A 12,090-nucleotide genomic window follows, 5' to 3' on the forward strand; every position below is an offset into this window, starting at 1 on the left:
GGATAAATTCTGGTCAAAAGAAAAAATCCCCGGGTCTGACTGAACCGGGGATTGTATGCTAAACTTTTAAATATCGCTTATTCATTACCGGTACAACAACTTGTGATATACATGCAGCAAGGCATCATCCACAGGGATGTGTTGCGCTTGCCATTGTTATTGTACAGGTTGATATTCACTATCAATTTATTTAGTCCACCGCAAAAGTAGAGTATAATTCTTATCGATCCAAATTACTTCCATATTTAACATCCTTCTGGATGCGATCAATGCACAACAGGCGTTTGTCTTCTTGCCAGCGCTACCACCAGGATCACCAGTATACTAAGAATTCCGTAGCTCATTGCCAGGTGGTTACCATCCTGTGCCGGCAATACGCTGATGATGCCATAGCTGAAGGCAGACACCAGTAAAAAGTTGAAGCCGCCGGTGAGACCGCTGGCTACGCCGGCATTTTGCGGGAATCGGGTCATACTGAAAGTCATGTAATTATTGAAAGTGAACCCCGCTCCCACATGTACTCCGAAAGCAAAAGCCACCAGTGCATAGATATTGTCCACGTAACGGAAGGCCACCATCATGGCAATGATCAGGATAGCCTGCAGACCAATATTGATGAAGAGCTTACGGAAAAATCCATGATGCACCACAGCTTTACTGATAAAGCCCCCCACCATCCAGGCAATTCCAAGTATGAGTGAACAGTAACCCGTGGTCACAGCATCGAACTGAAGATGATGTTCGATGATGAAAGGGGCTGTCATATTACAGACCATCACCATTGCATAGGAAAGGCCGAGCAGGGTTACGCCTAATACGAAAGGAAGATGCGAAAGGATATTCTTGTAAACATTCAATACTTTTTTAAGCTGGAAAGAATTTCTTTTGGGCAATGTTTCTCCGCTGAAGAAAAATTCAGCGATACCCAATGCAGCGCCCAGCACAGCAAGGAACCAGAAATTGGCGCGCCATCCATACAGAGTTTGTAAATAGCCTCCCACAAAAGGGGCAATGATGGGGCCTGTTGACCAGATGATGGAAAACATGCCAAGATAATTCTTCAGCTTGCTTCCGGTATAAAGATCAACAAAAAAAGCACGTTTGCCTGCCACTGCTATTCCAACTGTAACACCCTGTATCACGCGCATGACGTAGATCATCCAGATACTATCGGCCATAGCGATCAGGATACTGGAAATTGTGAACACCAGTAAAGACACCAGTCCGCTGCTGTACCGGCCATAGCTGTCGAGAAAGCTGCCGATGAACAACTGGCTTATACCATAACTGACCAGGAATAATGTAATAGTGAACTGCACCTGCACCGCGCTTACCTGCAGGTCTGCAGCCATTCCCGGTAATGAGGGCAGGTAAATATCTGTGGCAAATCCTGAAAGCGGCAATAAGGCAAATGCGAGGAAATTAGCGATACCAAAATTTTGCGGTTTAATAGTTCTGGCCCATTCTCCGGGCGCAACAGATGTAGACGGATTCATGATGCAAAGCTCGTACAAGTACATTAACCGATGCTTATCAAATTCAATTGGATATTTATAAAATTCAAACTATCGTTGGAATTTTTGGTAGTATTGCGCTAACAATATATTCTGCCCCGGTTGTTTACACCCTCATCATACGATCAAGACGAATTCCTGCAAAGGCTTTACCATGGCGAAAAAGAGGCATTCTCTTTTGTGTTCAGGGAATATTACGCAGCCTTATGCGCTTTTGCCGAAAAGCTGACAGGCGCCCGGGACCACGCAGAGGATATCGTAGAAGAAGTATTCCTGAAAATATGGTTGAAGCAACAACCATTCGACGATCTTGCCCACCTGAAAAATTTTCTGTACAAAACAACCCGCAATGCCTGCATAGACCATCTTCGCAGGCGGGAAAACAGCCTGGAGCGCCAGGCGCAGTTTCAGCAACTGCAGCATAACTGGGAATCTGCGTCCGATCTGGCCATGATCCGCACAGAAGTGTACAGGAGCATCTACCGGGCCATCGAAACCCTGCCCGAACAATGCGGAAAGATCGTACGCATGGGATATATCGATGGCAAATCGAATGAAGATATAGCCGAAAGTCTCGGCCTTTCCATTCAAACAGTCAAGAACCAGAAAACCAGGGGCATTCAGCTACTGAAGCTCCGCATACCACCTGAATCCTTCGCCTTATTCCTCCTTATTGCCCGGTTCTGATATTTTTTTTAAATCATTTTGGTACGATACGCCAACGGCTGCGTATTAATAAAAAGCGCATTTCATATGAATGCATCAACACCTGATTCCTTGAGGATTGCCATGCTGATAGAAAAGCAACTCCGGCTTGAACTGACGGATGAAGAAAGAGCGGAGCTGAACAACTGGATGAACAGCCATCCAAACAATCGATCGTTAATGGATGAGCTCACTGTGCAGCATGTAATGGAAGAAGCATCATCTCTGTCGAGGTTCAACGAAGAAGAGGCCCTGGGCCGCTTCCTTTCAAAACATGAGCGCGGGCAGCCGGAAAAGATCCAACCGGCAGTGAGGAGTATCGGAAAATGGAAATGGGCAGCAGCTGCGGCTGTGATCATATTGGCAGTAACGGCAGGGTATCGCTGGTTTGCCGATAAACCCGTAACAACTGACCTGGTCAGCAAACCAACGCGAACGATCGATGTAGAGCCAGGCAAAAAAGGCGCCGTACTGATTCTGGCCGATGGCCAACAGGTAGTGCTGGACAGTATGCAAAACGGACTGGTAGCCACTCAGAGTGGCATGAACGCAGTACTCCGCAACGGAGAACTGCATTACGCACAAGGCAATGAGCCGGCAGGGGAAATGGTGTACAACACCATCTCTGTTCCCAATGGAAGGGTATTCCACCTGCAGTTACCGGACGGCACAAAAGTATGGATCAATTCGGCCAGTTCCATCCGCTACCCGGTAGCATTCACCGGGAACCAGCGCCAGGTGGAAATCACCGGCGAAGCCTATTTCGATGTGGTTAAGAAACCCAAAATGCCTTTTCGGGTAAGGGTCAACGATAAAGCAGAAGTGGAAGTACTGGGTACGGAGTTCAACATTAACTCCTACGACAATGAAGATTTCATCAGTACTACCCTGCTGGAAGGATCAGTGAAAGTGACCGGCAGGCATATCGGAGCTTCGGGTGAACAGTTTTCCAAAATACTGATGCCCGGCCAGCAATTGCAACTGACTGAAAAAAACGGCATCATCCAGGAACCGGATATTGCCAAAGTGGTGGCCTGGAAAAACGGGCTGTTCAATTTCGAAGGCATGGAACTGAAACAGGTGATGAAACAGATAGCCAGGTGGTATGATGTGGAAATCGTTTACAAAGGCAAGGCGCCCGATGTGAAATTCTATGGAAAGATCAGCAGGGATATCAGCCTCGCAGGACTCATCAAAGGATTTGAAGGATCAGGCGTGCATATGATGATTGAACAGGAAAAGCGACTGGTAGTGATGCCCTGAACAAACAGAAAATAAAAAGCTAAAAAGGATAACGACAAAAAATTCTGCCTATAGATCAAACGCTGTAAGATTAGCATTAAAAAACCGGAAGCAGTAGGAGCGCTTCCGGATATAGTTTGGCTAATCTTCAATTCCGTAGTAACAAAATTCATATTAACCAAAACAGTAACAAAACTATGCAAAAAATCGCTCTGATTGAACGATGGGGGGCTTTATTGCCCCTCCCCCCGAAAATTTTGCGCATTATGAGAATGACTACTTTTTTCCTGTTCGCTATCATGTTGCATGTTTCTGCTAAGACTGCATCACAGACCGTTACGCTCCAGGGACGTGATATTCCCCTGAAAAAAGTGTTCGACCAGATCTATCAGCAAACAGGATTCGTTGTTTTCGGCAACGAACGATTATTCGAGATCTCCGTTCCGGTTACCGTGAACGTTAAGAATGCCCCACTCTCCGAAGTGCTTACGGAGCTGTTCCGCACTCAGCCGCTGACTTTTTCGATCGACAGCAAAACGATTTTCCTGTCACCCAGAAAAAGTACATCCACCAGGATCGTGTTGCTGGGCGACAGTACCATCATTCCTGAATTGAAAGGCGCCGTGCAGGACGCGTCAGGCCTGCCATTGCAGGGAGCCACTGTTGCTGTACGTAATACAAAGCTGATGACCGTAACAGACCAGCAGGGTTCCTTCCTGCTACAGAATGTTCCTTCCAATGGCGTACTCACCATCAGCAATGTTTCCTACCAGACCAGGGAGATAAAACTCAATGGAAAAAACAACCTCAGCATTACATTGCAACAGGAAATAAAAGACCTCGGCGAAGTGGAAGTATCCGTAAATACCGGCTACCAGTCGCTCCCCCGCGAAAGGGCTACCGGTTCTTTCAGCGTGGTAACCAGCAAACAACTGGCGCAGGTCCCTGTAGTAAGCATCCTGGAAAGATTGCAGGGCATGGTGCCCGGTGTGGATATATCCACTAAAACCACCGCCGGCAAAAGCCGCAACGGCGCCATGCAGATCCGTGGTCTCTCCACTATCAAAAGCCAGTATACCACCACTACCAAAGTGAGCACCGATCCGCTGCTGGTAATAGATGGGTTTCCCTCACAGATGTCTATTTCCAATGGCGCACTCGATTTCCTGAATCCTGATGACATCGAGCAGATCACTTTCCTGAAAGACGCTGCCGCTGCCTCCATCTGGGGTATCCAGGCTGCCAATGGCGTTGTGGTGATCGTCACCAAAAAAGGGTCACGCAACCAGCGCCCCTCTCTCAGCTTCTCCACCACAATCGGCACCAGCAGCAAGCCAACTACCAATTATGGAAAGATGATGAGCATGCCCGATTATATTGCCCTTGAAAAAGAACTGATAGAAAAAGGAAGACTCAATGACCCTACCCTTACTACCAGTGGTTTTCTCCCGGAGAATAACAGTCAGGCACAAGCGATCATCTGGAAAAAAAGACGCGGCGAGATCACCGAAGAACAAATGAACCAGCAACTGGCTGAACTCGGCTCCTACGATAACAGCAAAGACCTGGCGAAGTATATGCTGCAACGCCCTGCCACTCAGCAATACAATCTCTCATTATCCGGAGGCGGACTCAACAGCTCCTATTTTCTCTCAGGTTATTTCTACTCGGACCAACGCGTGTATAAAAGCAACGTAAACCGTGGCTACTCCCTGAGAGCAGGCGCCAACACCTCCCTGCTCGACAACCGCATCACCATCAGCACCGATATCTCTTTCGGTAATACCAGGGATAAGGTCAACAACGCTGCTGTAAGGTCCATGAGCATCTTTGCAGGTGGCATGAGACCTTACGACAGACTGGTGGACGATCAGGGAAACCCTATCCATTACGATGTTCTCCTTACGCCTTTCATGAGCAGAACACTGGAGCAAAAAGGATACCTCCCCTTCTCCTATTCCCCCATCGAGGAACTGAATTACTCCAACAATATCACCAACAGCAATACCATCACACTCAACACTTCCGTAACCGGTAAGATTACACCATGGCTCAATGCCGTTGTTTCGGGAAATTTGGGACGTAATTTCTCAGACAGGGAGGAATACTGGGAACCAGACAGCTATGAAGCAAGGATGCTCGTAAACAAAGCAACCAGCATAAACAGTTCCGGCGTAGTGGTATATGGCGTTCCGCCTGGAGGAAGGCTCAGCCTCGATAATAGCCTTGGCAGAAGCTATAATCTTCGTGGACAGCTCAACGTTAATAAGAACTGGAACGGCAAACATCAGCTAAACTTCCTGGTGGGCTCCGAGATCCGCGAGAACTTCACAAAATCAAGTGGTGAACTCCGTTACGGGTATGATAAATCAATCAACGCCTTCAGAACTGTAAATCCTACCGTGCAATACAAAGACATCAATGGCAGCAACCAAACCATTGGCGCCACTTCCAGACCTGTTGTAGAATTCACTACCAGGGCATTGTCTTATTACACCAACGGCTCTTATACTTTCGATAATAAATATACCGTTTCCGGTAGCGCCCGTTTCGACGACTACAACCTGCTGGGTGTAGAACGCCGTAAAAGAGCCATTCCATTATGGTCCGCCGGCCTTAAATGGGATGTGGGTAATGAAGACTTCCTCAGGAATGCGAAATGGTTCGACAGGCTTTCGGCCCGCTTTACCTTCGGATTCAGTGGCAATGCTCCACAGGGTTATGCTCCCGTTACCACCATCAGCCTCCTCGGCTCCCATTACCTTACCAACTATCCTTATGCCCATATCGCCACTCCCGCGGTAGACAACCTCGCCTGGGAAAAAACAAGGATGATCAACTATGGTATCGATTTCTCCCTGTTCAAAAATCGTTTATACGGAACCGTTGAATATTACAGGAAGAAGACCACCGATATCATCTGGCAACTACCTATCAATGGCACTTATGGATTTACACAAACCCTGTTCAACACCGCCAACCTCGATGGTAAAGGTTTCGATATCGGAATCAATGTGGTGCCTTTACTCACCAAAGATTTCAAATGGACCAGCACAGTGAACCTGAGCTATAATACCAACGTTGTTAAAGACGCCCGTTTCGATAAACCTACCACCAGTTTCTCCACCGAGAACCTGTACAATGGATATCCTTCAGACTATATGTTCTCCTATATCTGGGCAGGCCTGGATAATACAGGTCAATCACTGATCCGAGATCCGAAGGACAAGGACAAAGTGTACACCGTAAACGAGTACCCCTTCGAAAATATCAGGACTTATTCCGGCCGTACAACATCACCCTGGTTTGGTAACTTCTCCAACAGCATCAACTACAAAGGACTTGAACTGAACTTCCAGTTCCTGTATACATTCGGCGGTGTATTCCGTAAACCATCCATCGTTTCCACCGGCTACACCAACAATACCTATGTTGGACGCAGTGGTGATGTGGCAGAGCGCTGGCGTAAACCCGGTGATGAAGCATTCACCAATGTTCCCGGTCTTGAATTTGGCGCAGGCACCAACTGGTTCCAGAACCTGGGCCGTTATACTGAAAGCGATTTTCTCGTAAGAAGCCGCAGCAATATCAGATTGCAGCAGATCATGCTCTCTTATTCAGTCCCTGGTAAGATCCTGGAAAAAGCAGGCGCCAGAAGCCTTACGCTTTCAGCTGTAGCCCGCAACCTGGGTATGATCTGGGCCGCCAATAAAGAGAAGATCGATCCGGATTATATCTACACCACTGGCAACAACTACCAGCTGCCCCTGCTCACCTCCTATTCATTCAGAGTGGCACTGACATTTTAACTAACGCTCAATCGAAAAAAAATGCGATCATATAAATATAGCATCCTCACCCTCTTGCTGATCAGCCTCCTGGCTTCCTGCCGGAAATATGTGGAAGATGTGCCTATCCAGGGACAACGCGTACTGGTGTATACCTCAGACTACAGGCTTTTACTGAATAACCACGACCAACAGGAAGTGAGTTACGGACTGGCGCCGCTCCTCAGCTGCGATGATGTGGAATTCACTTCTCCGGATATCCAGAACAACCTGAAGAACAGCACCATTCAGCAGGCCATGTATATCTGGAAAAAACCATTCTACATAGACCAGCAAACGGATAACGACTGGAATTCGCTTTACGCACAGATCTATGTATACAACGTGGTGATCAATAGTGTGAACGACAGTAAGGGAGGAGATATCATCCTGAAGAACACCCTGCTAGGTGAAGCGCTCATGCACAGGGCATTTGCTTATTTCAACCTCGTGAACATGTACAGCAAACAATACGATGAAGCTACCGCCGCTACCGATATGGGCGTACCCATCATGCTGAAACCCGTTCTATTTACAGACCTCACCAGGCCCAGCGTGAAAGCCGTGTACGAACAGATATACAGCGATATCCGCCAGTCCATTCCACTGTTGCCCCCTGTACAGGAAACCTCTTTCAAACCCAGTAAGGCCGCTGCATATGCACTGCTCAGCAAGTATTACCTGAACCTGCGCGACTTTACCAGGGCTGCACAATTCGCAGACAGCACATTGGATATCCGGAACGATCTCTATGATTATAATCTTTCAGTTACCGGAAGCGGTTACACTTTCCCGGGACAATATGCAGACAAACAAGTGATCCTCCGTAAAGTACCCAGGCAGATGTATGGAGCGTACCAGCTCAGCAATTCATTGCTGAACCTGCTGAACACAAATGATCTTCGCTACGAGATCTTCACAAGACCAGGCAGTAATTTCTATCCTGTTTTCACAGGGCCCGGCTATTGGTCCAGAGACAGGTATTCGAACGATAAACCCGCCACCGGCCTGTCTGTGAACGACACCTGGCTGATCAAGGCAGAATGCCTCGCCCGCGCCGGTCAGAAAGATGAAGCAGTTGACATGCTGAATACCCTCCGCAAAAAACGCTTCAGGCCTGCCGACTATGCAGACCTCAGCGCAGCCACGGCTACAGAAGCACTGCAAATGGTGATCGATGAAAGACGCCGCGAATTCTTCGGATCAGGCCTGCGCTGGTTCGATCAGCGCCGCCTCAGCCAGGACGCTATGTTTGCACAGACCATTACCAGGGTTTTCAACAATACCACCTATACACTGGCGCCTAACAGTAATGAATATGTGTTTCCGCTGGCCAACCTGCTGTTGACACAGAATCCGGAAATGAAACAAAATCCTTAATCATCACCAGCAACAGCGCCGCAAGGGCTGTACTATTTTCTCGGGGACCAGTCGCTCGCGTCCCCGCGAGTGACCACTATTTGCCCGCCTCCGGCGGGTACCATGTGGCCAGAGGCGACAAAACAAAAGTCACTCGCAGGGAGGCGAGCGACTGTCACTCTCCGAAAAACAAAAACTAGAATCATGGAAAAAACAATTGTGAAGATTGAAAAGCTGAGCCACCGCTACAGCACCAACTGGGCGATCCGTGATATCAACATCGAGATCGGTCATACAGGCATCGTGGGATTGCTCGGCTCCAATGGCGCCGGCAAATCAACCACCATGAATATCCTGTGCGGAGCATTGAACCAGACCGAAGGCAATGTTTATATCAACGGTATCAACATGAAACTCCAGCCGGAGCTCGCCAAGAAGGAGATCGGATTTTTACCGCAGAACCCGCCACTGTATATGGACCTCACAGTGGATGAATACCTCTGGTATTGTGCAGGCCTTCGTCATATTGCGAAGGACATTAAGAAAGCATCGATAGAAGAGGTGAAGGAAAGATGTGGCATTGCGCATTTCAGCAACAGATTGTTGCGCAATCTTTCCGGTGGTTACCGCCAGCGTGTAGGCATTGCACAGGCCATTGTACACCGTCCCAGGCTGGTGGTGCTGGATGAACCCACCAATGGCCTCGATCCCAACCAGATCATCGAAGTACGCGCCCTCATCAAAGAAATTGCCAGGGACCGCGCCGTTATCTTTTCCTCACATATCCTATCCGAAATACAGATACTCTGCAAAGAGATCAGGATGATCGAAAACGGAAGGATCGTCTTCGCAGACACCATGGATGCCTTCAACAATTATGTGGAACCGCACAGCATGCTCATCCATTTCTCCAACCCGCCATCGGTCTCCGAATTACAACAGGTAGAAGGTGTTAACAAAGTGGAATTCCTGACCGAAAGACAGGTACGCGTATTCTTCAATGGCGACCAGGATATTGCTGAAAGAATGGTAATAGCCAGTGTAGAAAAAGGATGGCGCCTCAAAGAGATCAATCTCGACAAAAGCGCGCTCGACGAAATATTCAAACAATTATCCAACCAAACCACCAAACAATGATCTCCATGGCAACAATACTCAGAGTGGCCAAAACGGAACTCCGTACCCTATTTTATTCCCCGATCGCCTGGTTCCTCATGATCATTTTCCTGGTCCAGTGCTCCATCACTTATACCAACGTACTCACCAGTCTCGCAAGGGAACAGGACGCCGGCAATCTCTTACGGATAAGCATGACCGATTTTATCTTTCTTGGAAGAAATAGTTTGTTCGGCAGCGTTATGCAAAGCATCTATCTCTATATGCCCCTGCTCACCATGGGATTGATCAGTCGTGAAACTGCCAGCGGCACCATCAAACTATTACACTCCTCTCCCGTGAAGATCAGGGAGATCGTGATGGGAAAGTTTTTATCGATGGTGATCTACAGCCTGCTCCTGGTGGCCATTATCGGCTGCTTTGTAGTGGCTGCACAATTCCATATTGTGAAACCCGATACCGGAAAATTATTGAGCGCCATGTTTGGCTGCTTCCTCTTGCTCTGCGCCTATTCCGCCATCGGCCTCTTCATGAGCAGCCTGACCAATTACCAGATTGTTGCCGCTATCTGCACCTTTGTGATGTTCGGGGTCCTGAACTATATCGGTAATCTCTGGCAGGGTGTTGAGTTTGTAAGGAACCTCACTTATTTCCTTTCTATTTCAGGCAGGGCAGGTAAAATGCTTCATGGCCTCATTACCACCAGGGACACAATCTATTTTCTCGTGATCATATATATGTTCCTTGGCTTCAGCATCTATAAAATGAGGGCCGATATCGAATCCAGGCCACGCATGGTAAGATGGGGAAGATATGCATCCGTACTGGTGATCGCACTCACCATCGGTTATATCAGTTCCATTCCTTCACTGGTAGGCTACTACGATGCCTCCGCGCACAAAGCCAATACGCTTACCCCCAATACACAAAGGATCATCAAAGAACTGGGCGATACGCCGCTGGAAGTGACCGCCTATAATAACTTGCTCGACAGGTATTACAGTTATGGACAACCGGAATCCTTCAATGACAACCTGGCAAGATGGGAGCCCTTTATGCGATTTAAGCACAATATCAAACTGAATACGGTTCAGTACTATGATACAGCTTTGGAGATTACCAATTTTGAACGGATTTACGGCAACAAGCCCATCGAAGAAATCGCCAAACGCGTTGCTGAAAGCCGCGATCTGTCGCTCTCCTATTTCAAATCCCCTTCAGAGATCAGGAAGATCATCAACCTGAAACCTGAGCTCAACCGCTATGTGATGCAATTGAAATATGGCAACAGGACCACCTTCCTGCGTGTTTTCAACGATATGCATGTCTGGCCCAGTGAAACTGAAATATCCGCAGCATTCAAACGCCTCTTGCAGGCGAAAATGCCGAAGATCGTTTTCACTACCGGCAATCTTGAAAGGGATATCAACAAAGTGGGCGACCGTGAATACAAAGTATTGACCAATCTGAAAACATATCGTCAGTCATTCATCAACCAGGGCTTCGATGTAGACACCATCTCGCTGGCCACACAGGAAATCCCTGATGGTATTTCCGCACTGGTGCTGGCCGATCCCAAAACAGCCCTTACCGAAACGGAAATGACCAAACTGAAAAAGTTCATAGACGATGGCGGCAATATGCTCATTGCCGGTGAGCCTGGCAAACAATCCATACTCAATCCCCTGTTGGCTTACCTGAACGTACAATTGCTGGATGGCATCCTGGTGCAGCCTTCCAGGGAAATGCAACCGGAACTGCTCACGCCTTTCCTGACAGAAACAGTAGCCGGTTTCTTCCCACCGCTGGCGCATAGCCATCACGACAGCGCCAGGGCCACCATGCCCGGCGCTACCGCGCTCTCGTATTCCGATTCAGGTTCCTTTACCATCAAACCATTACTGGTATCCGACGCTAAAAGGTCATGGCTGAAAAAAGAGAAACTGGTAAGCGATTCCGCAGAAGTGATATTTACTCCTGAAAAAGGCGATATCAAAAAGGCATTCCCAACAGCGCTTGGCCTTACCCGTGATATCAAGGGAAAACAGCAGCGCATCATCGTTACCGGCGATGCCGATTTCATGAGCAATGCTGAACTGCAGCGCTTCAACCTGAGGGCCGCTAATTTCGTTTTCAATACTGGCCTCTTCAGCTGGCTGAGCTATAATGAATTTCCTATAGACAGCTCAAGGCCACCTGCAGAAGATACCAGTATAATACCCACTAAATCAAAAGCCAAATTCATCAGCCTCATCTTTGTTTGGGTGGCGCCCGCTATCCTGCTCGCCTTCGGCGCCCTGTTGCTGATCAGAAGAAAAAGAAAATAG

The 12,090-nt window shown here is 48.0% G+C and carries 7 protein-coding genes; 6 read left to right on the plus strand and 1 reads right to left on the minus strand.

The features are described 5' to 3' along the window. Window positions 1-266: 266 nt before the first annotated feature. Entirely contained in the window at window positions 267-1,496 is a 1,230-nt protein-coding gene (locus D9Y29_RS02515; protein WP_127124853.1) for an MFS transporter, read from the minus strand. A gap of 120 nt (window positions 1,497-1,616) precedes the next feature. Between D9Y29_RS02515 and D9Y29_RS02520 the strand changes: the two genes are divergently transcribed. The 6 genes from D9Y29_RS02520 to D9Y29_RS02545 all read left to right on the plus strand — a co-directional run bounded on the left by D9Y29_RS02520 (window position 1,617) and on the right by D9Y29_RS02545 (window position 12,090). Beyond that, a complete protein-coding gene (locus D9Y29_RS02520) occupies window positions 1,617-2,201 on the plus strand; it encodes an RNA polymerase sigma factor (RefSeq protein ID WP_164735211.1) in 585 nt (194 codons plus the stop codon). A gap of 66 nt (window positions 2,202-2,267) precedes the next feature. Continuing rightward, on the plus strand, window positions 2,268-3,482 hold the full coding sequence (locus tag D9Y29_RS02525; RefSeq protein ID WP_127124855.1) for a FecR family protein: 1,215 nt from the start codon (window positions 2,268-2,270) through the stop codon (window positions 3,480-3,482). 245 nt (window positions 3,483-3,727) lie between these two features. Next, complete coding sequence (locus tag D9Y29_RS02530; RefSeq protein ID WP_164735212.1) at window positions 3,728-7,270, plus strand: SusC/RagA family TonB-linked outer membrane protein; 3,543 nt, start codon at window positions 3,728-3,730, stop codon at window positions 7,268-7,270. Window positions 7,271-7,291: 21 nt separating this feature from the next. Next, the gene (locus D9Y29_RS02535; RefSeq protein ID WP_127124857.1) at window positions 7,292-8,668 is read left to right on the plus strand and encodes a RagB/SusD family nutrient uptake outer membrane protein; all 1,377 of its coding nucleotides are present in this window, start codon (window positions 7,292-7,294) and stop codon (window positions 8,666-8,668) included. A gap of 183 nt (window positions 8,669-8,851) precedes the next feature. After that, window positions 8,852-9,784, plus strand: a complete 933-nt coding sequence (locus tag D9Y29_RS02540) for an ABC transporter ATP-binding protein (protein ID WP_127124858.1) — start codon at window positions 8,852-8,854, stop codon at window positions 9,782-9,784. A 5-nt stretch (window positions 9,785-9,789) separates the two neighbouring features. After that, window positions 9,790-12,090 (plus strand): Gldg family protein, encoded by a 2,301-nt coding sequence (locus D9Y29_RS02545; RefSeq protein ID WP_127124859.1) that lies wholly within the window; start codon window positions 9,790-9,792, stop codon window positions 12,088-12,090.

Origin of the sequence: Pseudoflavitalea rhizosphaerae (assembly GCF_003991355.1) — a bacterium.
Lineage (GTDB): Bacteria > Bacteroidota > Bacteroidia > Chitinophagales > Chitinophagaceae > Pseudobacter > Pseudobacter rhizosphaerae.